18 protein-coding genes are annotated in these 24,387 nt (G+C 64.4%); 8 read left to right on the plus strand and 10 right to left on the minus strand.

Annotated elements, in window-relative coordinates; genetic code table 11:
• Window positions 1–51 precede the first annotated feature (51 nt).
• Genes mraY through mraZ form a run of 7 tightly spaced genes read right to left on the minus strand, consistent with a single transcriptional unit; the run spans window position 52 to window position 7,747 of the window.
• A complete protein-coding gene (gene mraY / locus FIU94_RS16050) occupies window positions 52–1,134 on the minus strand; it encodes a phospho-N-acetylmuramoyl-pentapeptide-transferase (RefSeq protein WP_152466739.1) in 1,083 nt (360 codons plus the stop codon).
• Between the two features lie 41 nt (window positions 1,135–1,175).
• Window positions 1,176–2,603 carry a UDP-N-acetylmuramoyl-tripeptide--D-alanyl-D-alanine ligase gene (murF, locus tag FIU94_RS16055; RefSeq protein ID WP_152466740.1) on the minus strand — a complete coding sequence of 476 codons (1,428 nt, stop codon included), beginning with the start codon at window positions 2,601–2,603 and terminating at the stop codon, window positions 1,176–1,178.
• The gene (locus FIU94_RS16060; protein WP_152466742.1) at window positions 2,600–4,084 is read right to left on the minus strand and encodes a UDP-N-acetylmuramoyl-L-alanyl-D-glutamate--2,6-diaminopimelate ligase; all 1,485 of its coding nucleotides are present in this window, start codon (window positions 4,082–4,084) and stop codon (window positions 2,600–2,602) included. Before FIU94_RS16060 ends, murF begins: the two co-directional genes overlap by 4 nt.
• Before the next feature lie 29 nt (window positions 4,085–4,113).
• A complete protein-coding gene (locus tag FIU94_RS16065) occupies window positions 4,114–5,901 on the minus strand; it encodes a penicillin-binding protein 2 (protein ID WP_152466744.1) in 1,788 nt (595 codons plus the stop codon).
• Entirely contained in the window at window positions 5,898–6,260 is a 363-nt protein-coding gene (locus FIU94_RS16070; protein WP_152466745.1) for a cell division protein FtsL, read from the minus strand. Before FIU94_RS16070 ends, FIU94_RS16065 begins: the two co-directional genes overlap by 4 nt.
• Window positions 6,261–7,250: a 16S rRNA (cytosine(1402)-N(4))-methyltransferase RsmH gene (gene rsmH, locus FIU94_RS16075; RefSeq protein ID WP_152466746.1), complete on the minus strand. Its 990-nt coding sequence runs from the start codon at window positions 7,248–7,250 to the stop codon at window positions 6,261–6,263.
• Between the two features lie 5 nt (window positions 7,251–7,255).
• On the minus strand, window positions 7,256–7,747 hold the full coding sequence (mraZ, locus tag FIU94_RS16080; protein WP_254702564.1) for a division/cell wall cluster transcriptional repressor MraZ: 492 nt from the start codon (window positions 7,745–7,747) through the stop codon (window positions 7,256–7,258).
• A gap of 894 nt (window positions 7,748–8,641) precedes the next feature.
• Here mraZ and FIU94_RS16085 point away from each other — a divergent pair.
• The gene (locus FIU94_RS16085; RefSeq protein WP_152466748.1) at window positions 8,642–9,433 is read left to right on the plus strand and encodes a hypothetical protein; all 792 of its coding nucleotides are present in this window, start codon (window positions 8,642–8,644) and stop codon (window positions 9,431–9,433) included.
• A gap of 11 nt (window positions 9,434–9,444) precedes the next feature.
• On the opposite strand, the gene FIU94_RS16090 is transcribed toward FIU94_RS16085, so the two are convergent.
• Window positions 9,445–10,518 carry an Mrp/NBP35 family ATP-binding protein gene (locus FIU94_RS16090; protein ID WP_152466749.1) on the minus strand — a complete coding sequence of 358 codons (1,074 nt, stop codon included), beginning with the start codon at window positions 10,516–10,518 and terminating at the stop codon, window positions 9,445–9,447.
• A 494-nt stretch (window positions 10,519–11,012) separates the two neighbouring features.
• Here FIU94_RS16090 and FIU94_RS16095 point away from each other — a divergent pair, with 494 nt between their 5' ends.
• A complete protein-coding gene (locus FIU94_RS16095) occupies window positions 11,013–11,228 on the plus strand; it encodes a DUF1127 domain-containing protein (RefSeq protein WP_152466751.1) in 216 nt (71 codons plus the stop codon).
• Between the two features lie 438 nt (window positions 11,229–11,666).
• Here the strand turns inward: FIU94_RS16095 and FIU94_RS16100 are convergent, their stop codons facing one another.
• Window positions 11,667–14,009 (minus strand): ATP-dependent helicase, encoded by a 2,343-nt coding sequence (locus tag FIU94_RS16100; RefSeq protein ID WP_152466753.1) that lies wholly within the window; start codon window positions 14,007–14,009, stop codon window positions 11,667–11,669.
• Window positions 14,010–14,216: 207 nt separating this feature from the next.
• Between FIU94_RS16100 and FIU94_RS16105 the strand changes: the two genes are divergently transcribed.
• The 4 genes from FIU94_RS16105 (at window position 14,217) to FIU94_RS16120 (ending at window position 20,206) form a co-directional block, all read left to right on the plus strand.
• Window positions 14,217–14,975, plus strand: coding sequence for a hypothetical protein (locus FIU94_RS16105; protein ID WP_152466754.1), 759 nt, complete (start codon window positions 14,217–14,219; stop codon window positions 14,973–14,975).
• A gap of 90 nt (window positions 14,976–15,065) precedes the next feature.
• Window positions 15,066–16,205 carry an alpha-hydroxy acid oxidase gene (locus tag FIU94_RS16110; RefSeq protein ID WP_152466756.1) on the plus strand — a complete coding sequence of 380 codons (1,140 nt, stop codon included), beginning with the start codon at window positions 15,066–15,068 and terminating at the stop codon, window positions 16,203–16,205.
• 142 nt (window positions 16,206–16,347) lie between these two features.
• On the plus strand, window positions 16,348–19,788 hold the full coding sequence (locus FIU94_RS16115; protein ID WP_152466758.1) for a pyruvate carboxylase: 3,441 nt from the start codon (window positions 16,348–16,350) through the stop codon (window positions 19,786–19,788).
• 22 nt (window positions 19,789–19,810) lie between these two features.
• A complete protein-coding gene (locus tag FIU94_RS16120) occupies window positions 19,811–20,206 on the plus strand; it encodes a VOC family protein (protein WP_152466760.1) in 396 nt (131 codons plus the stop codon).
• 35 nt (window positions 20,207–20,241) lie between these two features.
• Here the strand turns inward: FIU94_RS16120 and FIU94_RS16125 are convergent, their stop codons facing one another.
• Window positions 20,242–22,284, minus strand: a complete 2,043-nt coding sequence (locus FIU94_RS16125; protein WP_152466762.1) for a TonB-dependent receptor plug domain-containing protein — start codon at window positions 22,282–22,284, stop codon at window positions 20,242–20,244.
• A 196-nt stretch (window positions 22,285–22,480) separates the two neighbouring features.
• On the opposite strand from FIU94_RS16125, the gene FIU94_RS16130 reads away from it, so the two are divergent.
• Together FIU94_RS16130 and FIU94_RS16135 are read left to right on the plus strand one after the other, a co-directional pair.
• Window positions 22,481–23,524: a hemin-degrading factor gene (locus tag FIU94_RS16130; RefSeq protein WP_152466763.1), complete on the plus strand. Its 1,044-nt coding sequence runs from the start codon at window positions 22,481–22,483 to the stop codon at window positions 23,522–23,524.
• Entirely contained in the window at window positions 23,521–24,384 is an 864-nt protein-coding gene (locus tag FIU94_RS16135; RefSeq protein ID WP_152466765.1) for a hemin ABC transporter substrate-binding protein, read from the plus strand. The genes FIU94_RS16130 and FIU94_RS16135 overlap by 4 nt, the downstream gene beginning before the upstream one ends.
• Window positions 24,385–24,387 lie beyond the last annotated feature (3 nt).

The raw sequence follows: 24,387 nt of genomic DNA on the forward strand, positions 1-24,387 counted from the left end.
GCGCGCCCCGGCGCGCCGCGCCGCCCGCGGCACGCGGCGCGCCAGCGCAATCTACCGGACCTTCAGCGTCGCCAGCCCGATCATCGCCAGGATCAGCGAAATGATCCAGAACCGGATCACGATCTGCGGCTCCGCCCAGCCCTTCTTCTCGTAGTGGTGATGGATCGGCGCCATCAGGAACACCCGCTTGCCGGTCCGCTTGAAATAAAGCACCTGCACGATCACCGACAGCGCCTCCACCACGAACAGCCCGCCGACAATGGCCAGGACAAGCTCGTGCTTGGTCGCCACCGCGATGGCCCCCAGCGCGCCGCCCAGGGCCAGCGACCCGGTGTCACCCATGAAGACCGCCGCAGGCGGCGCGTTGTACCACAGAAATCCAAGGCCCCCGCCGAACAGTCCGGCGGTAAAGATCAGGATCTCGCCGGTCCCCGGCACGTAATGCACATCGAGATAATCGGTAAAGTCGACCCTGCCCACCGCATAGGCGATGACCCCCAGCGTTCCGGCGGCGATCATGACCGGCATGATCGCCAGCCCGTCCAGCCCGTCGGTGAGGTTCACCGCGTTCGCCGCCCCCACGATGACGATGATCGCGAAGGGGACGAACAGCAAACCGAGGTTGATCAGCGTGTCCTTGAACACCGGCAGCGCCAGTTGGTACTGCAATTCCGCCGGATGGTACTGCGCGGCCCAGAAACCGGCGATGGCGGCGATGAGAAACCCCAGCAGCAGCCGCACCTTGCCGGACACACCTGATGTATTCTGCTTGCTGACCTTGGCATAATCGTCGGCGAAGCCGATGGCGGCAAAGCTCATGGTGACAAACAGCACGATCCAGACAAAGGCATTGTCGAGCCGCGCCCAGAGCAGGGTGGAGGTCAGCAGAGCACCGACAATCAGCAACCCGCCCATGGTCGGCGTCCCCGCCTTCACGAAATGCCCCTCGGGCCCGTCGCCCCGGATCGGCTGGCCCTTGCCCTGGCGGCGACGCAGCACCGCGATCAGTGGCCGCCCGAAAAGAAAGCCGAATATCAGCGCGGTCAGAAAGGCCCCGCCGGCGCGGAAGGTGATATAGCGAAACAGATTGAAAAAATCGCCACCATCCGACAGGAGTGTCAACCAATAGAGCATTCAAACGCGTCCTTACTCAACATCTTGTTGCGTGACCCCGGTCACAGGGTTTCCACCGGATGGCCCATTTTACGGATCGCGTCAACGATCGTCCCCAGCCGGGTCGAAAGCGACCCCTTGACCAGCACCACATCGCCGGAATCGAGCAGGCCGCGCAGATTTGGCAAAACGTCGGCGGCGGTCTCGGCCCAGACGCCGCGCTGGTGCTCGGGCAAGGCATCATACAGCGCGCGCATCAGCGGCCCGATGCAGTGGACCACGTCCAGCGACCGGGTGGTCTCCAGATCGGCCAGACCCGCATGCAGCGCGGCGGCGTCGGGCCCCAGTTCCTTCATGTCACCCAGGATCGCGATGCGCCGCCCCTTGCCAACCCGGCCGATGTCGTGCGTGACCTCCGCCGCCGCGAGCACCGCCAGCGCCGCGGCCATCGAGGTCGGGTTCGCGTTGTAGCTGTCGTCGATCATCGCCAGCGTCATATGGGTCTCGATCGGATCCAGAACGATCACCTCCCGCACGCCGCGCCCCTTGTAGGGCTGCCAGCGTCCAAGCGACTGCGCCGCCAGCGCCAGATCGACCCCAAGCGCGTGACAGACCGCCAGTGCACCCAGACCGTTCATCGCAAAGTGCCGACCGGGCGTGGCGATCTTGAACAGGATCGGTGCCCCGTCGTGGCTGGCCTGAACCACGGTCGTATCGGACTGAACCTGCACCTCCAGCAGTTTGAAGTGATGCCCGTGTTCGCCGAATTCGAGGTCGCGCAGGCGGCAGTCCACCGCCTTGGCCATCAGAATTGCCGCGTGTTCGATGTCTGCGTTGATCACGGCCCAGCCACCCGGTTTGACACCTTCAAAGATCGAGGCTTTCTCAACCGCGATACCGGCCAGGTTCTCGAAGGCCTCCAGATGCGCCGGAGCGACGGTGGTGATCATGGCCACATCCGCCTGCGCCATCCGCGCCAGCGGCGCAATCTCTCCGGGGTGGTTCATGCCGATCTCGATGACCGCATAATCCGTGTCGGCGGGCATGCGCGCCAGCGTCAGGGGCACGCCCCAGTGGTTGTTGTAGCTGGCCACGCTGGCATGGGTGCGTCCCTGATCCCCCAACATGGCCAGCAGCATCTCCTTGGTCGAGGTCTTGCCGACGCTGCCGGTCACTGCAACCACCTTGGCCTGCGTGCGGGAACGGGCCGCCTGGCCCAGCCTTTCAAGGCCCGCCAGCACATCGTCGACGATCAGCAGCGGCGCATCCTCCGCCACGCCGTCGGGGCGGCGGGACACCAGGGCAGCCCCCGCGCCGTTCTCCAGCGCCTGCGCCACAAAGTCGTGCCCGTCGCGCGCATCCTTCAGCGCGACGAACAGATCGCCCTTTTCGATCGTGCGGGTGTCGATGGAAACGCCCTCGCAGGTCCAGTCGCCCACCGCCCGCCCCCCCGTGGCGGCGGCGGCCTCTTCAGCCGTCCAGAGTGTCATGCCAGCCTCCCATCCAGTGCCGCAACGGCCATGCTGGCCTGCTCCGCATCGTCGAAGGGCAGCACGTCGTTGCCCACGATCTGCCCTGTCTCATGCCCCTTGCCCGCGATCAGCAATGCATCGCCCGGCTCCAGCAGGTCGATGCCGCGCAGGATCGCTTCGGCCCGGTCGCCCACCTCCATCGCGCCCGGCGCGCCCTCAAGGACCGCCGCGCGGATGCTCGCGGGATCTTCGGAACGCGGATTGTCGTCCGTGACGATCACCGCGTCGGCATGAGTCATCGCCGCCGCCCCCATCAGTGGCCGCTTGGCCCTGTCCCGGTCGCCGCCCGCGCCGACAATGGCGATCAGCCGTCCCATCACATGCGGACGCATCGCCGCCAGCGCGGTGGCCACCGCATCGGGCGTATGGGCATAATCGACAAACACCGCTGCCCCGTTCCCGCGCGTCGCGGCCAGCTGCATGCGGCCCCGCACCGTGGTCAGATGCGGCAGCGTGTCGAAGACCTCCTGCGGCTGCCCGCCGCAGGCGATGACCAGCCCCGCCGCCAGCAGCACGTTGTCGGCCTGAAAGCCGCCCATCAGCTCCAGCCGCTTCTGGACCGCCTTGCCCTGCCATTCAAAGCGCAGGTCCTGCCCCGTGGCGTCGAACCGCTGTGCCGTCAGGTGCAGATCGCCCCCGTCACGGCCCACGGTAATCACCTCGCAGCCACGGGCGCGTGCGATGGCCGCGATATCCACCCCCTTGGGGTCGTCGATGTTGATGACCGCCGTGCCGTCCTCGGACAGGACACGCGCGAACAGGCCCGCCTTGGCGTCGAAATAGGCGTCGAAGGTTTCGTGATAGTCCAGATGATCCTGGGTGAAATTGGTAAAGCCTGCCGCCCGCAGGGTCACACCGTCAAGCCGCCGCTGGTCAAGCCCGTGGCTTGAGGCTTCCATCGCGGCGTGGGTGATGCCGTTGTCCAGTGCTGCGCGCAGCGCGCGGTGCAGGGTGATCGGCTCGGGCGTGGTGTGGGCCAGCGGTGCGGTCCAGGCCCCTTCGACCCCGGTGGTCCCGAGGTTGACGGCGGCATGGCCCATCTCGATCCAGATCTGACGCACAAAGGTAGACACCGACGTCTTGCCGTTGGTGCCGGTCACTGCCGCCATCACGCCGGGCTGCCCCCCGAACCAAAGCGCCGCGGTCCGTGCCAGCGCCTCGCGCGGGGCGTCCGAGATAACCAGGGCCGCCCCCGCGGCGCGGATCGCATCGCCCGCGATTTCCGCCCCCGCGCTGTCGGTCAGCACCGCCACCGCCCCGTCCTTCAGCGCCTTCTCGACAAAGCGCGCCCCGTGCACACGGCTGCCCGGCATCGCGGCAAAGAGACACCCCGGCCCCACGTCGCGGCTGTCGACCGCCAGATCGAGAATGTCGGGGTTCGCACCGCTCGCAGCCATCAGGCCCAGGGCGGTCAGGGGAAGTTTTCGGGGGCTGCTCATCTTGGCGCCTTTGCGGCTTGGCGTGTTGCTCAGTTGTTGCCAGCCAGCGTTATCACAGCCTCCTCCAGCGGTTCAACTGTCGGACGCACGCCCAGCAGGGGCGCCACCCGGCGGATCATCTCGGCGGCCACCGGCACCGCGGTCCAGCCGGCAGTGCGGCGCGGCTTGTCACCCGAGGTCTCCACCGGTTCGTCCAGGGTCACGATCAGCACGTATTTCGGGTCATGTGCGGGGAAGATCGACGCGAAGGTGGCGATGACCTTGTCGTTGTAATAGCCGCCGTTCGGGCGGGGTTTGTCCGCCGTCCCCGTCTTGCCGCCCACCTGATAGCCCGGCACCTCGCCAAAGCTCGCCGTGCCATCGCTGACCACCTTGCGCAACATCATCCGCGCATCCGCCGACGCCTCTGCCGAGATGACCCTCGGGCCAAGCTGCGGGCCGGTCTGCTTGATCAGCGTCGGCTTGACCTTGTAGCCCCCGTTGGCCAGCGCGGCGTAGCCCGCCGCCAGGTGCATCGGGCTGGAGGACAATCCGTGACCGTAGGAAATGGTGACGGAGGACAGGTCCGTCCAGCGTTTCGGCAACAGGGGCTTGCCGCCCGCCGCCTCGACGATTTCAAAGGAGGTCGCATCGAAAAAGCCCAGCTTCTTGAGGAACGCCTGCTGCCGCTCCACTCCGATCTGCAGGGCGATGCGCCCGGTGCCGCGGTTGGACGAATTCACGATGATGTCCGCCACGCTCAGCTTGCCGTAATTCTTGTTGTGGAATTCGCCGATCCTGAAGCCGCCGACCTTCATCGGGCCGCTGGTATCAATCACCGTCTGAGCAGTCACGAGGCCGAGGTCGATGGCCTGCGCCGCCGCGAAGATCTTGAAAGTCGACCCCAGCTCGTACACGCCCTGCACCGACCGGTTGAAAAGTGGGCTGTCAGACGGGTCGCCCTTGGTCGCGGGGCGCGGCCGGTCGTTGGGGTCGAAGCTGGGCAGCGAGACCACGCTGACCACTTCGCCCGTCTTGACGTCCATCAGGACCGACGTGGCGCCCTTGGCGTTCATCAGTTTCATCCCGCCCCAAAGCACCTGTTCAGAGGCAGCCTGCACCGTCAGGTCCAGCGACAACTCCAGCGGCTTGTTGCCGTTGGCGGGATCGCGCAGATAATCGTCGAAGTACCGCTCCACCCCGGCGACGCCGATGACCTCGGCGGCATGCACGCCCTCCTTGCCAAAGCTGGCGCCGCCAAGGACATGCGCAGCCAAAGTGCCGTTGGGATAGAGCCGCATGTCGCGCGGCGCGAACAACAGGCCGGGATCGCCGATGTCATGGACTTCCTGCATCTGCTCCGGGCTGATTTTCTTCTTGATCCACAGGAACTTGCGCTTGCCGGTGAAATCCTTCAGCAGGCGTTCCTCATCCAGGTCGGGAAACACGCCGACCAGCTTTTTCGCCGCCATTGCCGGATCCACCATGTGGCGCGGCTGCGCATAAAGCGCGTGGGTCTCGAAGTTGGTGGCGAGGATGTTGCCATTGCGGTCCACGATGTCCGCCCGCGAGGCCGATATGACGGCCCCCGGCGCGTGGGCGCGCGGTTCGGTCGCTTCGGACGTGGCCAGAAGGCCCATGCGCGCACCCACCACCGAAAAGGCGCAGAAGAAGAAGACGCCAAGCACCAGCAGCCGGCCCTCGGCCCGCTGACGCGACCGGTCCCGCATCTGTTCATGGCGGATGCGCTTGTTCTCGCGCTCGATCGCGTCGGGGTTCTCGCCCTTCTGGCGCGCGTCGAGGATACGCGCAAGCGGGCGCAGGGGGGTGCGGATCATAGCGGGTCCTCCTCGGAATCCGGGGCGTTCATGGTCGACACATCCACCGGGTTGGTGATGGGCAACAGCGGCGCAGGCGGATAGGCCACCTGATCCACCGCGCCGAACTGATGCGGCTGGAGCGGCAGCAGGTTCAGCCGGTCAAAGTTGAGCACGGCAAGATCGCGCAGCCGTTCGGGACGGTTCTGGTAGGCCCATTCGGCCTTGAGCACCGCAAGCCGCGCGTGTGCGGCGCGGATGTTGGCATGCAGCTTGTCCGCCTCACTCAGCGCCTGCTGGGTCGCGTAGTTCTCGCGATAGGCCCAAAAGGCCAGCCCGATCACCGCCATGGACGTGAGAATATAAAGTACCGCTCGCATCTATTGCCCCCTGACCATCGGCATGCCGATGGATTTCGCATCTACCGCACCGCTGGGTGCATCCGTTCTGATCGCCACGCGCAGCTTGGCCGACCGGCTGCGCGGATTTTCGGCCAGCTCCTCGGCGTCCGGTCCGATCGCCTTGCGCTTTTCCACCCGGAACTGCGGGGCCGGACGTTCGATCTCCGGCGCAAAGCGGTTGGCGTTGCCGCCCCCGCCCGACCGTGCCGTGAGGAACCGTTTGACCATCCGGTCCTCGACCGAATGAAAGGTAACAACAGCCAGCTTCCCGCCGGGCCGCAAGGCACGTTCGGCCGCCATAAGGCCCTGGAAAAGCTCACCGTATTCGTCATTCACGGCAATGCGGATCGCCTGAAAGCTGCGGGTCGCCGGATGCGATTGCCCCGGCTTGGCGCGTGGCAGGCAGCCTTCGACAAGCGCCGCAAGTTCAAGGGTCGTTGTGATCGGCGCCTCGGCGCGGGCGCGCACGATGGCTTTCGCGATGCGTCGGCTCGCGCGTTCCTCTCCGTACTGGAAAAGGATGTTGGCGATCAGCTCTTCCTCGCCCTCGTTCACCAGATCGGCGGCGGACGGCCCGTCCTGCGACATCCGCATGTCGAGCGGCCCGTCCTTCATGAAGGAAAAGCCCCGCTCGGCCAGGTCGAGCTGCATCGACGACACGCCGAGGTCCAGCACCACACCGTCGAGGTCCTGCCCGTAGTCATCCATCCGCGAAAAGACACCCCGCTGCATGGTGATACGCGCGCCGTAGTCCCCTGCCCAGCCCTGCGCCATTTCGAAGGCGAGCGGGTCGCGGTCCACCGCGATTACACGGTCCGCCCCGGCATCGAGCAGACCGCGCGTGTAGCCGCCAGCGCCGAACGTCCCGTCAAGCCAGACGCCCGAGACAGGCGCGACGGCGGCCAGCAGAGGGCGCAGCAAAACCGGGGTATGGGGGGCAGTCTGTTCAGGAGAGGCCGCAGCAGCCATCAGGTTCAGGCCTCCACGTTGCCATCCAGGAAGGCCATCGGATCGAAATCGTCGGGCAGTTCTTCCGCCCAGGATTCCTCTTCTGCCTCATAGGTTTCGGGTTTCCAGATCTGGAACGTGTCGCCAGTCGCAAAGAAAAACGCCTCTGCGTCCAGGTCAATCTTCTTGCGCAGCTTGGCTGGCAGGACCAGACGACCGGTTTCGTCCACCGTGGTCGGGAAGGATTGGCCATGAAACAACCGCTGCAGCGCCTTGCGCCCCACAGACCCACGCGGCAAGGCGTCGATCTTGGCGTCCACCTCGTCGATGGCCTCCATGGTATAGCATTCGAGGAAATTGCGTTTGTCGTCGCCGTAGACGATCACCAGTTCAGGGTTTTCACCGGACTTCCAGTTCGGATCACCGGCTTCCAGCACACGCCGAAAAGAGGCCGGTATGGAAACCCGCCCCTTGCTATCGACCTTGTGATGGCTTTCGCCTCTGAACCTGCGGCCCACTTGGTTTTCCTGCCTGCGCGCGGTGCGCTTTAGTCTTCTTGTCGCGCCCCCGCGAAATTTCTGCCCCCGTGCTGCGAAGTGCCCTCCGGACATGGAAACGGCGGGTTGATCTGCTGCCACTGATCAACCCGCCGCCCTCGTCCCGCAGCTTGGCGGGGAAGTCCGACTGCGCGCGCCACCTGGGGGGATGTCTGCTCGCCCGCGCGCCGGATCTCGTTGTCTGATGAAAGCGAGGTGCCTGTATGAAACCTGCTAGGTTTTTTGTTTTTGTGGGGTCGTTTGGTGCCCCGTGTCCCGTTCTCATCCGATGCACTAGGGATGCCACGGGAATTGATGGGCGTCTACAATTTTTTTGCCCTCAACCCACGAGATTTAGTTCTGCACAGGGGTCAAAATCAAAATGTGGTGGTGAAATTTGGCCGGATTTTAGCCTATTGGGTATGATTTTTCCGGCATAACACAAGATATGGTGATGTTGTCGTATCGGCCAAAACCTCCCATGATTTCCCAGAAAATTTCATCCGCAGAGTTATCCACAACCTGTGTTCGCAACTTGTTCCGAAATTCCACGGCAGGATTCAACCATTTTCAAGCCCGTTCCCATGAAATTGATTCGAAATCGGCGGTATTTGGCCGAATCGCAGCGCCGCTCTTCGCCGATTTCCCCTGAATTCCCAGCCGCCCCTGCCCGCCCCCGCGCGGTTCCCGGAATTTCCCGGCACGGCCCACGGCACCGCCTGTCCAAGCCTGTGGCCTGCCGAGGCTTCGTATCGCGCAACCGGTCATGGCCGTATCAAGTTCAGCGCAGAGCACGGACCACGGACAAATTTCGCCGCGCCCGCTTGCACCCAAGAGCCTCATTGGCCAAAAGGCTCCCAGACGCAGGAGCATAGCTTGACCTTCGGAATATCCCTTATTGCCCATGCCATCCGCATGCTGATGCACGCGCCGGGCACCACCTTTCGCGTGATATTGCCGGGGCTTGCCATGGTGCTGCTCAGCACCCTTGCCGCCTCCACCCTGCTGCCCGACGCATTGAACGCCGTACTCCGTAACGACACCGACGCCATCCTACGGATTGATCCATCGGACATTCTGTTGATGCTGGCACTGGGTGTCGCGGGGCTGCTTGGCTACGCGCTGATGGCCATCCACTGGCACCGTCACGTGCTCCTGGACGGCACGGACCGGGCAAACGACCTGCGCCCCGGCTGGGGAATAATCGCTTTTTACATCTGGCGTGCCTTTACCGTGGCACTGGTGCAAATGCTGGCGGCAATCCCGATCCTGACAGTGCTCGGTGTGCTGGCCAGCCTGACCGGCGGGCAGTCAGCGCCGGGTCAGGGCTCCCCCTCCGTCCTTTTCAGCATACTGGCCGGCATCGCATTTCTATGGGTGGGCCTGCGCGTCAGCATCTCGTTGCCCGCCGCCGCCATGGGTCAGCGCATGGGACTGCTGCAAAGCTGGATGATCTCCGCCCCCGTGTCGGGTGCGATCCTGGCGGTCGCGGCGTTGGTATCGTTGCTCAGCGTCACGATCTCCGTGACCCTCTCGCTGCTCTTTCAATCACCAGACCCGACCAGCCTGCTGTTCGAGACATGCGTTTTCCTGGCCGAGGGGATCATCTGTGTCTCCGTGCTGACCACCCTCTACGGTCATCTGGTGGAAAAACGCTCCCTGTCCTGAGGGACGCCCGCTCAGGCCATGCCGCCCTTGACCAGCCCGGCGGCGATCCGCGCGTAAGCGTCCGCCGCCGCGCTTTCGCCCGCCGCCACGGGCGTGCCGCCGTCGCCCGCCAGACGGGTTTCCAGATCAATCGGCAAAGCGCCCAGCAGCGGCACACCCAGCTTCTCGGCCTCCGCCGAGACGCCGCCGTGACCGAAAATCTGATGCTCCGCGCCACAATCGGGACAGATGAACATCGACATGTTCTCGATCAGGCCCAGCACCGGCGTCTTCAGCGTCGCAAACATATCAATCGCCTTGCGCGCGTCGATCAGCGCCACATCCTGCGGCGTGCTTACCACGATGGCGCCGGTCAGCTCAGACTTGGTGCAAAGGGTCAACTGCACGTCCCCGGTGCCCGGCGGCAGATCGACAATCAGCACATCCAGCGCGCCCCATTGAACCTGGCCCAGCATCTGCTGCAAAGCCCCCATCAGCATCGGCCCCCGCCAGACAACCGCCTTGCCCTCCTCCATCATGAAACCGATGGACATCAGCGTGACACCGTGCGCCTCCAGGGGAATGATCGTCTTGCCGTCAGGGCTGGCGGGGCGCTTGTTCACCCCCATCATCCGCGGCTGGCTTGGACCGTATATATCCGCATCCAAAAGCCCCACCCGGCGGCCCTGCCGGGCCAGCGCAACGGCGAGATTGGAACTCACCGTCGACTTGCCCACGCCCCCCTTGCCAGAGGCAATCGCGAGGATCCGGTCCACCCCGGCCGGCTTCACCGGCCCCTCCTGCGGCTTCGGGTGGCCGCCGATCTTCAGGCTGGGCGGCGCCTCGGGCTTTTTGGCCGGACCATGCGCCGTCAGCGCGACCGAGACGCTGCGCACGCCGGGCAGTTCCGCCACCACCCGCTCCGCCGCGTCGCGCAACGGCCCCATGGCCTGCGCCACCTCTGCATTGGGTGCCTCGATCACGAAACGCACGACATCGTCCTCGACCCGCAGCGCGCGCACCAGATCATGCGCCATGAGGCTTTTGCCGTCGGGCAGGTTCACGCGCGAAAGCGCGGCTTCGACATCGGACTTGCTGATCGGCATGAAAACCTCCTGTGCTGTCACCCCCACATGCCATTTTCTGCGAAAATCACAAGGGGACGCGACGACATGCCTGCTCCATTAGCAGGGCGCACAGATTTTCTACAGCGAATCCATGTTTTTGCTGCATGGCAGCATTGCAAAACTATCCATTGTGCAAGCGCAGCATTAAAGCGATATTGAGGATGTGAAGAGCAGAGATGCACTTCAAGAGAAAGACCAGACGGGGTCATCCTCCTCCCGACACCGTCTGTGATCGGCGGCGACATCCTCCTCCTCCCTGATGTCGTCGCCCTTTTTCTTAACTCCCCCACACAAAAGAAACCCAGGCCCCTCCGGCGGACCTTTGTTTATATACTGATAACAATGGGTTGCCCCTGCGTCGCCCATGCAGGTTTCGCATAACGGCCTTGCAGCCTTGGCCGTTGTCCAGAATTTTTCGAAGCGTATATGCCCGTTATCCGAAACGACGATGATATGAAAAAAGAGGCGCCACGATGGCATATTCAACAACAACAACAACCGCACCGACTTCTTCCTTGCTCAGCCGCATCGGCTCAGGCTTCGACGCGCTGGCAACCCGTTACAAGCAATACCGCATGTACCGCGAGACCTTCGATGGTCTCAGCGCACTCAGCAACCGCGACCTGGCCGACCTCGGCCTGAGCCGCAGCGACATCAAGCGTATTTCGATGGAAGCCGCCCGCGGCTGACATACCTGAATCGGTCGTCCGCTTCCTCCCGGTTGGACGACTGAAACCGGGGCCGCTGCACCTTTCTCCTCCCTGATGCAGCAGCGCCCCGAACAGACCCGAAGCCGATCCTCCCTTGACGCTTCGGGCCGACAAAGAGCAGCGGTGCCGTCCTCCCACGGCACCGCTGTTTCTTTAACCCCTCCCCACAACTCTGGTCTGGCGCCGCCCTTGCTTGACCCCGACAGGGCGCGCGACGGATGGACACACAAGCCAAATCGCCGAGGGTCCCCGAAGGGGATACGGCTATTTTGCTTGTGGGGCCAAACGGCGGGTGCCAGGACGGGATCACGCAAGGGCGACGCCAGACCCTCTGGGATGGTGGGCCCGCAGCGCAAAACAATAATGTAATGCGGCGCAGCCGCTCCTGCGGATCAGACCCGCGTCGGCTACCAGCCTTCAGAATGGCACGTCATCACAGCCGGACAGGAATCGCGAAACCACCTTCTTCACACCGGCCTTCTCGAAATCCACTTCCAGCTTGTCACCCTCGATCCCGATGATCGCGCCATAGCCGAACTTCTGATGAAACACCCGTTCGCCCATGACAAAGCTGCTGACAGCCTGCATGTCGATCGTGACATTGCGCTGCTCGCGCGGCTGGCTGATCCCGCGTTCGCCCGCGCGGGCCTGCAGCCGCCGCCAGCCGGGCGAATTATAGACATTCGCCTCCGCCGCAGCGTCGTGCAGCGTGCTCTTCGGCATCGCCGCGCCGAAACTGCCGCCATAAAGACCGGGCGGCGTCAGCACCTCCACGTGATCCTCGGGCAATTCGTCGATGAACCGCGACGGCATCGCGCTCTGCCATTGGCCAAACACCATGCGGTTTCCGGCGAATGAAATCGTGCAAAGCTCTTCCGCCCGCGTGATCCCGACATAAGCCAGACGGCGCTCTTCTTCCAGGCCCTTGATCCCGCTCTCGTCCATGGAGCGTTGCGAGGGGAACAGCCCGTCTTCCCACCCCGGCAAGAAGACGACGGGAAACTCCAGCCCCTTGGCCGCATGCAGCGTCATGATGCTGACCTTTTCCCCGCCATCGTCGCTTTCATTGTCCATGATCAGGCTGACATGCTCCAGAAAACCCTGCAGGTTCTCGAACTGCTCCAGCGCCTTGATCAGTTCCTTGAGGTTGTCGAGCCGCCCGGGCGCCTCGGGTGTCTTGTCGTTCTGCCACATGCCGGTGTAGCCGGATTCGTCCAGAATGATCTCTGCGAGTTCGACGTGGTTGGTATTTTCATCGCCCACGCTGCGGCCCCAGCGGTCGATCCCGTCGATCAACTGTCGCAGTTGCGCCGCCCCCTTGCCGCCGATCCCGTCATGCGCCAGCAGGATGCGCGCGCCCTCAACCAGGTTCACGCCGTGTTCGCGGGCGGTGGTCTGGATCTTCTGCTGCGCCACATTGCCCAGGCCGCGCTTGGGCGTGTTCACGATCCGCTCGAACGCCAGATCGTCGTCGGGCGACGTCACCACCCGGAAATAGGCCATCGCGTCCCGGATCTCCAACCGCTCGTAAAAGCGCGGCCCGCCGATGACACGGTACGGCAGGCCAATCGTCAGGAACCGGTCCTCGAAGGCGCGCATCTGATGCGAGGCGCGCACGAGAATCGCCATGGAGTCGAGCCCGACCGCGTCCATCCCGCGGGTGCCGCGCTGCATCGCCTCGATTTCCTCGCCGATCCAGCGGGCCTCTTCCTCACCGTCCCAATGGCCGATCAGGCGCACCTTTTCGCCCTCTTCGGCCTCGGTCCAGAGCGTCTTGCCCAGCCGCCCCTCGTTGCCCGCGATCACGCCGGAGGCGGCCGCCAGGATATGCGGGGTAGAGCGGTAGTTCTGCTCCAGCTTGACCACATGCGCACCGGGGAAATCGGTCTCGAAACGCAGGATGTTGCCCACCTCCGCCCCGCGCCAGCCATAGATCGACTGGTCGTCGTCGCCCACACAACAGATGTTGCGGTGCCCCTGCGCCAGCAGCCGCAGCCACAGGTACTGGGCCACGTTGGTATCCTGGTATTCGTCCACCAGGATATATCTGAACCAACGCTGATACTGCTCCAGCACATCCGGGTGCTTCTGAAAGATTGTCACCATATGCAGCAGCAGATCGCCGAAATCGACCGCGTTCAGATCGACCAGCCGGCGTTGATACTGATCGTAAATCTCGGTCCCGCGGTGGTTGTAGAGCCCCGCATCGGCGGCGGGCACCTTGTCCGGCGTCAGCGCACGGTTCTTCCAGCCGTCGATGATCCCGGCCAGCATCCGGGCGGGCCATCGTTTGTCGTCGATGTTCTCGGCCGCGACCAGTTGTTTCAGCAGGCGCAGCTGATCGTCCGTGTCCAGAATGGTAAAGTTCGATTTCAGGCCCACCAGTTCGGCATGTCGGCGCAGCAGTTTCACGCAGATGGCGTGGAACGTGCCCAGCCAGGGCATCCCCTCGACCTCGCGCCCCATCATCTGGCCTACGCGGTTCTTCATCTCGCGCGCCGCCTTGTTGGTGAATGTCACCGCCAGAATCTCGTTCGGCCGCGCGCGCCCGGTGTTCATCAGATGCACGATCCGCGTGGTCAGCGCCTTGGTCTTGCCGGTGCCGGCCCCCGCCAGCATCAGCACGGGGCCATCCAGCTGTTCCACCGCGGCGCGTTGCGCCGGGTTCAATCCGTCCAGGTAGGGCTGCGGTCGCGCCGCCATCGCGCGGGCCGACAGCGATGCGCCTTCGAAGGCGTCCATTTCATCAAAGCTGCTCATGGCCAAAACATAGCGGGTTGCGGCCCCGATGGAAAGCCGAGTTCTCATTATGTTCACGGCGCGCGGCCCAGACCTGACGGGCGTTGTTAGGATTTTCGTAACATATTGATAAAGAATAATTTTCAGCAGCTTTTAGCCGTTTACCAATCCCTAACCGATTTGCAGATAGCTTGGGCAAAACCAGAAGAAACAAACAAGGACTAGGCAATGTTCACTACGACCGATGCGCAACGCCTGAAGCGGCAGATGAACAGGTTCAATGTGCCCATGTTCATCGCGCAACGCTACCGGGATACCGATACATTCGAAATCCTGGCTCTCAACCAGCGACACGAAGCGGAAAGCGGCATGGCGATGGAGGCGGTGATCAACCGACCGATCACCGACCTGTTGTCGGCGAAACAGGCAGAAGCAGTTGGCAAGAACTACGAAAGATGCCTGACGGAGAAAGCGACCCAGCAATACCGCGAGGTACTGAGCCTGCCGCGGGGGTCGATGATTTGGGACACCACCCTGCAGTACATGCCAATGGCCGATGGCCCCGACCGGATTGTCGGCAGCGCCGTCATGCTGGAACGGGTCGAACATGACGACCATGACGAGATCGCCTTCGAGGACATGCGCTTTCTCGCCGCGACCTCGGGCTGCGAACTGGGCAAGGTTTCCGCCCTGCTGGAGGCGGTTGAACAGGGTCTCTATTCGCCGGACATTCTGGCCGGGTCCGCCGGGATGCTGGCAGGCCTGTGCCGCACGATCGATTCGCGGCTGAACGACATCCGCACTTCGGCCGAGCGTCGTATGGCCGAACGGGGTACACGCGCGGTAGGCCGCAGGCCGCTCCACCTGATCGGGAATGGCAACCCCGGCAGTGGTACGAAGGACGAGGTCGACTTCGCCATTTCGGCCCTTGTCAGTCTGATCGAAACTGCGCCGGAGCAAGACAAGGTCTCCGACGGCGCCACCTGACGCCTGACGCCTGCACGATCGCTCAACGCGACAGCGGGTGGTTGCAACCCGCCATCTGGACATTCGGAATGGTCCTGGCACAAATGCCGCATGGACCTTGACAACAGATACCCGGCAATAGCCGACCTTCGCACCCGCGCCAAGCGGCGCATTCCGCCCTTCGTATGGGAATACCTCGACAGCGGCACCGGGACCGAAGCCGCCAAGGCGCGCAATCGCACCGCGCTGGACCGAATCGGGATGATGCCCTCGGCCCTGCATGGCGAAGTCTCGCCGGACCTGACCACGCAGTTTCTGGGCCAGACCTTTCCCGTCCCCTTTGGCATCGCGCCGATCGGCATGTCAGGGCTGATCTGGCCGGGTGCGGAAAGCCACCTGGCCCGCGCCGCCGCACGCCGCGAGATCCCTTATTGCATCTCTACCGTCGCCACCCAGGGCCCCGAGGACATCGCCCCCCACCTGGGCCAGCACGCCTGGTTCCAGCTGTATCCCCCCCGCGACCCCGAAATTCGCGCCGACATGCTGGACCGCGCGCGCAAGGCCGGTTTCGGCACGCTGATCCTGACGGTGGATGTTCCCGCCTCGTCACGACGCGAACGGCAGGTCCGCTCGGGGCTGACGAACCCGCCCCGGCTGACACCGCGTCTGCTGGCGCAGGTGGCGACACGACCCGCCTGGGCCTGGCAGACGGCGAAACGGGGGATGCCCCACATGCGCGGGCTGGACAAATACGTCACCGATGCCACCGCGAACCTGCCGCCGACCGCACACATGGGCTATCTGCTGCGCACCGCGCCGGACTGGGATTACGTCGCCTGGCTGCGCGACGCCTGGGAGGGGCCGTTCATCGTCAAGGGCGTGATGCGCCCCGACGATGCGGTGCGGCTGGAACAGATGGGCATCGACGCGGTCTGGGTGTCAAACCACGCCGGCCGCCAGTTCGACGGCGCCCCCGCCAGCATCGAGGCGCTGCCGGACATCCGCGCCGCCACGGCTCTGCCGCTGATCTTTGACAGCGGGATCGAGGGCGGGCTCGACATCCTGCGCGCGCTGGCGCTGGGGGCCGATTTCGTCATGCTGGGGCGGGCCTTCCACTTTGCACTGGGCGCCCTCGGGCCGCGCGGGGTCGATCATCTGATCGACATTCTGGCCAGGGACATGATCTCGAACATGGGTCAGCTGGGCCTGTCCGACCTCAGCGCCCTGCCCGAGCCGATTCTACTATCCTAGAGTCGCATTGCCGCGCCGGGACGCCGCAGCACGGCTTGCCAAAGCCGGAGCGGCGTGTGAGCTTCCGCTTGCGCCGCAGCGCAGCACGATTAGAGTGCAACGCGATCAGGATATGAACAGAACCGTTCAAAGGAAGACAGAAATGACCGAATTTTCCAAGATACTCATTGCGAACCGTGGCGAAATCGCCATCCGCATCATGCGCGCCGCAAACGAGATGGGAAAAAAGACGGTCGCCGTCTTTGCCGAAGAGGACAAGCTGGGTCTGCACCGGTTCAAGGCGGACGAGGCCTATCGCATCGGTGAGGGGCTGGGGCCGGTCGCGGCCTATCTCAGCATTGACGAGATCATTCGCGTGGCCAAGGCGTCCGGCGCGGACGCGATCCACCCCGGCTATGGGCTGCTGTCGGAAAACCCCGATCTGGTGGACGCCTGCGTGCAGAACGGGATCACCTTCATCGGCCCGCGCGCCGAAACCATGCGGGCGCTGGGTGACAAGGCCAGCGCGCGGCGGGTGGCAATCGAGGCGGGCGTGCCGGTCATCCCCGCGTCGGAGGTGCTGGGCGACGACATGGACGCGATCCGCGCCGAGGCGAGGGAAATCGGCTATCCCTTCATGCTCAAGGCATCCTGGGGCGGCGGCGGACGCGGCATGCGCCCGATCATGAAGGAAGAGGAGCTGGAAGAGAAAATCCGCGAGGGGCGGCGCGAGGCCGAGGCCGCCTTCGGCAACGGCGAAGGCTACCTGGAAAAGATGATCCTCAAGGCCCGCCATGTCGAGGTGCAGATCCTGGGCGACAAACATGGCGAGATCTACCACCTGTATGAACGCGACTGCTCCGTCCAGCGTCGCAACCAGAAGGTTGTCGAGCGCGCGCCCGCCCCGTACCTCAGCGACGCCCAGCGTGCGGAGCTGTGCGAGATGGGCCGCAAGATCTGCGCCCATGTGGATTACGAATGCGCCGGCACCGTCGAGTTCCTGATGGATATGGAAGACGGGAAATTCTACTTCATCGAGGTGAACCCCCGCGTGCAGGTGGAACACACCGTGACCGAGGAAGTCACCGGCATCGACATCGTGCGGGCGCAGATCCTCATCGCCGAGGGCAAGACGATTGCCGAAGCCACCGGCAAGGCCAGCCAGGATGACGTCAAGCTGACCGGCCATGCGCTGCAGACCCGGATCACCACCGAGGACCCGCAGAACAACTTCATTCCCGACTATGGCCGTCTGACCGCCTACCGCTCTGCCACGGGCATGGGCATCCGCCTGGACGGCGGGACCGCCTATGCGGGCGGTGTGATCACCCGCTACTACGACAGCCTGCTGACCAAGATCACCGCCAAGGCGCCCACGCCGGAAATGGCCATCGCCCGGATGGACCGCGCCCTGCGCGAATTCCGCATCCGGGGTGTCAGCACCAACATCGCCTTTGTCGAGAACCTGCTGAAACATCCGACCTTCCTGGACAATACCTACCACACCAAGTTCATCGACGAGACGCCGGAGCTGTTCCAGTTTTCCTCGCGCCGCGACCGGGGCACCAAGGTACTGACCTATATCGCGGACATCACCGTGAACGGCCATCCGGAGACAAAGGGCCACGCCCGCCCGCCCTCGCAGCTGCGCGACCCCAAACCGCCCGCGACACGGGGCGAGCCGATGATGGGCACCCGCAACCTGCTGGAGCAGAAAGGCCCGCAGGCCGTCGCCGACTGGATGAGCCAGCAGCGCCAGTTGCTGATCACCGACACCACCATGCGCGACGGGCATCAGTCGCTCTTGGCCACGCGGATGCGCAGCCATGACATGATCAAGGTGGCGCCCGCCTATGCCGCCAACCTGCCGCAGCTTTTCAGCGTGGAATGCTGGGGCGGTGCCACCTTCGACGTGGCCTACCGGTTCTTGCAGGAATGCCCCTGGCAACGCCTGCGCGACCTGCGCGAACGCATGCCCAACCTGATGACCCAGATGCTGCTGCGCGCCTCCAACGGGGTGGGCTACACCAACTATCCCGACAACGTGGTGCAGCATTTCGTGAAAACCGCCGCCAGCTCGGGCGTGGACGTCTTCCGCGTCTTCGACAGCCTGAACTGGGTGGAAAACATGCGCGTCGCCATGGACGCGGTGATCGAGGCGGAAAAGGTCTGCGAGGGCACGATCTGCTATACCGGCGACATCTATGATCCCGACCGGGCCAAGTACGACCTGAAGTATTACGTCAAGATGGGTCAGGACCTGAAGGCTGCGGGCGCCCATGTGCTGGGCCTCAAGGACATGGCGGGGCTGCTGAAACCCGCACAGGCGCGGGCGCTGGTGACGGCGCTGAAAACAGAGGTCGGTCTGCCGATCCACTTCCACACCCATGACACGGCAGGCATTGCCTGCGCCACCATTCTCGCCGCGTCAGAGGCCGGGGTGGACGCCGTGGATTGTGCGATGGATGCGCTGTCCGGGAACACCTCTCAGGCCACCCTGGGATCGGTCGTCTCGGCGCTGCAACATACCGACCGCGACACCGGGCTGGACATGTCCGCCATCCGCGAGATCTCGGACTATTGGGAAGAGGTGCGCGCGCATTACGCCGCGTTCGAGACCGGGATGCAGGCGCCCTCCTCCGAAGTCTACCTGCACGAGATGCCCGGCGGCCAGTTCACCAACCTCAAGGCACAGGCGTCGTCCATGGGGCTGGATGACCGTTGGCCCCAGGTCGCCCGCACCTACCGCGACGTGAACCAAATGTTCGGCGATATCGTGAAGGTCACGCCAAGCTCCAAGGTCGTGGGTGACATGGCGCTGATGATGGTCAGCCAGGGCCTGACCCGCGCGCAGGTCGAAGACCCTGAAACCGATGTGTCCTTTCCCGATTCCGTGATCGACATGATGCGCGGCAACCTGGGCCAGCCGCCGGGTGGCTTTCCCGAAAAGATCCTGAAAAAGGTGCTCAAGGGAGAGAAACCGAACCTGGAGCGGCCGGGAAAACACCTCAAGCCGGTCGACCTGGAAGCGACCCGCAAGGAGCTGTCGGAGAAGTTCGACGATGTGGAGATCGACGAAGAGGATCTTTGCGGCTACCTGATGTATCCCAAGGTCTTTACCGACTACATGGAACGCCATCAGCAGTACGGCCCGGTCCGGACGCTGCCCACCTCCGCCTTCTTTTACGGGATGGAGCCGTCCGAAGAGATTTCGGCCGAAATCGACCCCGGCAAGACGCTGGAAATCCGGATGCAGGCGCTCAGCGAAACGACGGAGGACGGAGAGGTCAAGGTGTTCTTTGAACTCAACGGCCAGCCCCGCGTGATCCGGGTGCCGGACCGCAAGGTCGCGGGCACCGCCGCGAAGCGCCCCAAGGCGGAAGCGGGCAATGACAAACATGTCGGCGCGCCGATGCCGGGTGTCGTCGCCTCGGTCGCGGCGGCCGTGGGCCAGAAGGTCAAACAGGGCGACCTGCTGCTGACCATAGAGGCGATGAAGATGGAAACCGGCATCCACGCCGAGCGCGAAGCGACGGTCAAGGCGGTGCATGTCCAGCCCGGCGCGCAGATCGACGCCAAGGACCTGCTGGTGGAGTTCGAATGAAAGGAACCGCCCGGAGGTCCCGATGCGGCTGTCGGCCCTGACACTGATCGTCCCGGACTATGACGAAGCCATCGCATATTACTGCGGCACACTTGGTTTTGTCCTGGCAGAGGACATTGATCAGGGCCGCAAACGCTGGGTTCGCGTCACACCGACCGGCGGCGGCAGCGGCTTCATCCTTGCGCGGGCGGATGGTGAAGCGCAGCGGGCGGCCATCGGCAACCAGGGCGCGGGGCGGGTCTGGCTGTTCTTGCAAACAGACGATTTCGAACGGGATTACAATGCCTTGCGCGCCAAAGGTGTCACCTTCGAAGAAACGCCCCGGCAAGAGGTGTACGGGACCGTGGCTGTGTTCCGCGACTGCTTTGGCAACCGCTGGGACCTGATCGGCGACAGCGGCGGCGCAAGCGAAGGCTGAGCCCCGCGCCCCCGCCGCCGCCCCGGCCCCGCCGATCAGAACCGTGTCGTCAGCGACACCTTCAGCGTCCGCCCCGGTGCCTTCCGGGTGGGAGAGGACAGATGCCCGACGAAATCCTCGTCGAACAGGTTCTCGACACCAAAGCGCAGTTCGGTCCCGTCCAGCCACCCCCGGTCCGGCCGCCAGGTGGCGCGCAGGTTATGCGAGGTCCGGTCGGGCAGCGCAGCCCCCAGTGCATCCCGCCGGTCGGCGGCATGCACGACCTCCCAGCTCAGGTCAAAGTCATCGCCCCAGCGTTTGCCCAGGGTCAGCTGCACCCGGTCCGCCGGACTGTTGCGCCAGATCGCGGAGGTGCCGCCGGGGTTGAATTCGGTCCCCTCCCCGATATGCCCCGAAAGGTCCGCATAGATCCCCTCCGCCGTACCGTAAGAGGCTTCCAGCTCGACCCCCTTCGACTCGACGCTCTCAAGGTCCGGCCCCATGCCACCAGCCACCACGTAGCTGGTGATGTCGCGCAGCGTGGTGTGATATAGATTGCCCCGGACCGTCAGACTGTCGTCCGCCGTGAACACAGCCCCTCCTGTATACGCCGCGCCGAATTCCAGCGTGTGGGATTTTTCCGCCGTTGCGATGCGCCGCTGCGCGGTGGCGCTGGTGCCCAGATCGTCGATGATCGGCAGCGATTCCGTATAGGCCGCACTGCCAAAGACAGAGAGGCCATTGCCGAAATCATAGGCCAGCGCCAGCCCGCCCATCAGCGCGTCCTTGTCATAGCTGTCCGCCACCCCCGCAAGCGGCAGCGCCGAGGTGATGCGCGACGCCTCGTAGCGCAGGGCGGGTGTGATGGTGAACCGCCCCACCGACATTTCATCCACCACGAAGAGCGCCTGCCGGTTGTCGTGGCCACCGGGCGCGCCTGCAGCGGTGTTGTCGGCCCTGTCGCGCCGCTGAACCTCGAGTCCGGCCAGCATGTCATGCGATACTGCACCGGTCTGGAACAGGGCGCGGTTGCTGACGGTCAGCTTCGTTGTTTCATAGTGCTGGTCCGCGTTTACCGTAGCCAGAAGGCGCGGGAAGGACGGCGTCCCTTCCAGCGGTGAAGACCCCGGCACATAGTCGTATTCAATGATCTGATCCGCGTAGGACAGATTTGCGCGCAGGTCGATCAGGTCGCTGGCGGGGTTGAACCGGTACTCCAGCACGGTCTGGGCCGTATCGGTCAGCCGGTCCACATTGCCGAAACTGCCCCCCGTGGTATCGAACTGATCATAGGGCACATCCTTGTCGTCCGCCACGGTGCGCGAATGGCTGAAGGTCAGCGATTGCGCATCGTCCTGCCCAAAGGTGAATTTCCCCTTGGCCAGATAGGATGGCGTCTGGAACGCGCTGTTGCCGATCACGGCACCATCCCCGGATTGCAGATCGTTCTGATCCCGGAAGGAATAGTTCAGCAGGAATTCGGCGCGCGGCGTCGGCATCCAGGCCAGATTTGTCGAACTGACCTTGCCGTCCCCGTTGCTGCTGTACTCGAACGTCTGGGACCCGCCAAAGCCCGGCACGCCGCCGGTGAAATCGGAGGCGTCCCTGGTCTCCAGCTTGACCACCCCGCCGACGATACCAGCGCCGTAGGCAAAGCTGCCGATGGTGCCGCGCAGCACCTCGACGCGGCGGTACAGCATCGGGTCGGTGAACAATTGCGTGCCGATGCGGTACAGTTCTTCGGATCCGACGCTGGCGCCATCCACCAGCACGGCGATCTTCTGGTCCGACCCGTAAGTCGTGTTCGCGCCGAAGCCACGGATGTTGATCCCCGACCCCTGCGGCGTGGTCCCGTTCACCAGCGAAACACCCGGCACCGAATCGATGAGCTGCGCCACGGTCCCCGCCTGCCGGTCAGCGATTTCTTCCTCGTCCACCACCGTCCGGGCCAGTGCCGTACCGTAGCTGAGATCGCGCTTGCCGGCAGTCAGGACAAGCGTACCCAGAAAACCGGGTGTGTCGTCGTCCTGCGCCAGGGCGGGGCTGGCGAGCGACAGGCAAACAAGCGCGGTCGACCCGCGCAAAAGAGAGGTGAACATGAAAAGCCATCCTTCAGATATGAAAAGCCGAAGCTTGCTGAGGCTGGCGCGGCGGGTTTGGGAATTTTCGTCGATGACCTCGATCATCTGGGTTGCAGGCTATTAATTATCAGAGTAAATTAGTCAAGTAATTTACGAAGCCACGTACCGGACCCACGGGCGCAGCCATCGGACCCCTTCAACGCCGAGGACGCCCATGACCGACATGCCCCCCGCTTCTATCCGTGCCTTCCTGGACGACCACCCCAAGATGCGCAGGCGCGACGCCGCCGACCGGCTGGCCCTGCCGGAGGCACAGCTTGCCGCCGCGCTGACCGGCAAGGGGGTGACCCACATCGACGCGCACCCTGATCTGATCATCCCCGCCGCCGAGACGCTGGGCGAGGTCATGGCGTTGACGCGTGTGGCAGCCTGCGTTCACGAAAAGATCGGCACCTACGGCAACTACCATCCCGGCAAACATGCGGCGATGACACTGACCGAAAACATCGACCTGCGCATCTTTCCGGCACACTGGAAACATGCCTTCGCGGTCGAGACGGAGTCCGAGCAGGGCCCGCGCCGGTCATTGCAGATCTTCGATGCGGCAGGCGACGCGGTTCACAAAATCCACCTGCGCGACGGGTCCAACCAGGATGCCTGGGCCGACGTGCTGGCAGCACTCGCCACGCAGGATCAGCCCGAACGCCTGCTTCTCGCCACGCGCCAACCGGTGGAAGCGGCGCGGTCCCGCCTGGACAAGGTCGAGGTGCTGCGCGCGGAATGGCGCCGGCTGACCGACACGCACCAGTTCCTGCGCCTGTGCGCCAAGCTGGGCATGAACCGCCTGGGCGCCTACCGCATCGCCGGTGCCCCCTTCGTGCGGCGGCTGGATCCCCGTGCCTCCGACACCATGCTGCAGACGGTGCGCGACGCGGGCGTCGACGTGATGATCTTTGTCGGCAATCGCGGCTGTATCCAGATCCACACCGGGCCGGTCGTAAACCTGCACCCCACCGGGCCCTGGCAGAACGTCATGGATCCCGGCTTCAACCTGCACCTTCGGCTCGACAAGATCGCCGAGCTATGGGCCGTGGAGAAGCCGACGCAACGCGGCCCGGCGGTATCGGTCGAAGCCTTTGATGCAGAGGGTGGCCTGATCTTCCAGACCTTCGGTGTCGGCAAGGAAGGTCGGGATTCGCGGCCCGACTGGGGCCGCATCGTCTCGGACCTGCCCGGCCTGACAGAGGTGGCGGCATGACCCGCCCGTTCATCCGCCGAACCGTCCTCGCCGCGCTGGCTGCCCTGACCTTCACCGCACCGCCCCTGCGCGCGGAGCAGGCGGATGTGCTGGCCATCGGCGGATCGGTGACAGAGATCGCGGTGGCGCTGGGTCAGGGCCACAGGCTGAAGGCACGCGATTCGACGTCGACCTATCCACCCGCCATCGCCGCCCTGCCCGACGTGGGCTACATGCGCGCCCTGTCGCCCGAGGGTGTGCTGTCGGTCGACCCCGCGCTGATCCTCGCCGAGGAAGGGGCTGGCCCGCCCGAGACATTGGAGGTCATCCGCGCCGCGGGCGTCGATTTCGTGGCGGTGCCGAACACGCCCACCGCAGAAGGAATACTCAACAAGATCAGGGTGATCGGGAACGCACTTGACGTCCCCGACGCAGCCGGGAAACTGGCCGCAGAGGTCAAGGCCGCGCTGGCGCAGGCGATGGCAGAGGCGGCGCGTCCCCGCGGGGACACAAAGCGTGTGCTTTTCGTGCTCTCGACCCAGGGCGGCAGGATCAACGTCGCCGGCACCGACACGGCGGCAGATGCTCTGATCCGCATGGCGGGCGGGCAGAATGCCGTCTCCGGCTTCAGCGGGTATCGCCAGATCAGCGAGGAAGCGGTCGGCCAGGCCGCGCCGGACGTGATCCTGATGATGGACCGGGGCGGCGACCACGGGCCGGGAGACGACGAATTGTTCGCCCTGCCCGCGATCCGCCTCACCCCCGCGGCCCGGGACCGCGCGGCGATCCGGATGGACGGGTTGCTGATGCTGGGATTTGGTCCGCGCACCGCCGACGCGGTCCGCGCGTTGAACGCAGCACTTTACGCGCCGGAAGGCTGAGCC

Source organism: Sulfitobacter sp. THAF37 (assembly GCF_009363555.1).
In the GTDB taxonomy this organism is placed as follows: domain Bacteria; phylum Pseudomonadota; class Alphaproteobacteria; order Rhodobacterales; family Rhodobacteraceae; genus Sulfitobacter.